The 594-nt window shown below is 67.0% G+C and carries 1 protein-coding gene; it reads right to left on the reverse strand.

The features are described 5' to 3' along the window. Positions 1-55: 55 nt before the first annotated feature. A complete protein-coding gene (locus tag ABD323_RS44025) occupies positions 56-469 on the reverse strand; it encodes a nuclear transport factor 2 family protein (protein ID WP_344447617.1) in 414 nt (137 codons plus the stop codon). Positions 470-594: the final 125 nt, after the last annotated feature.

The raw sequence follows: 594 nt of genomic DNA on the forward strand, positions 1-594 counted from the left end.
GGCAGCCCACCTCGGCAAGGGCTCCGTCGTCCTCGGTGCGGCCGGCACGAGGTCGTCAGTTCACCAGCTCGGGTGCGAAGTAGTCGCGCAGCCGGGCGATCTTGCCGTTATGGATGCGGAAGATCTGTACGAGTGAGACGGTCACGTCCGCCCCGCCATCGTCTCCGTCGAAGACCGTGTCGATCTCGGCGATGAACACGTCCGGGTCGGCGGTGGTGTGCAGCACGAATCCGGTCTTCTCGAGGTTCGGTGCGGGGCCGTCCTTCGGCAGCCGCTCGTAGTACGCGGCCATCGCGCTGCGGATCTCCTCGCGGCCCACCAGTCGCCGGGAGAAGGCGGCGCCGGCCGGTACGAGCGGTGCCTCCAGGACGCCGTCCACGGTGAAGTTCTCGGCCAGGGCATCGGCATTCCGGGTGAGGGAACCGGCGTAGACGTACCTCTGGAAGATCTCCTGCGGCGTTCCGGACATGGTGGCCTCCTGGATGCGGACAACAGGAGGCCAGACAATCACAACGACCCTTCCGGGAAGGCGATTTTCCGCGCTCAACTCTTGACGGCCTCGGCGATCCGCAAGGCGGCCTGGGCGGGTGTGAG

The organism is Kitasatospora nipponensis, assembly GCF_039528135.1.
In the GTDB taxonomy this organism is placed as follows: domain Bacteria; phylum Actinomycetota; class Actinomycetes; order Streptomycetales; family Streptomycetaceae; genus Kitasatospora; species Kitasatospora nipponensis.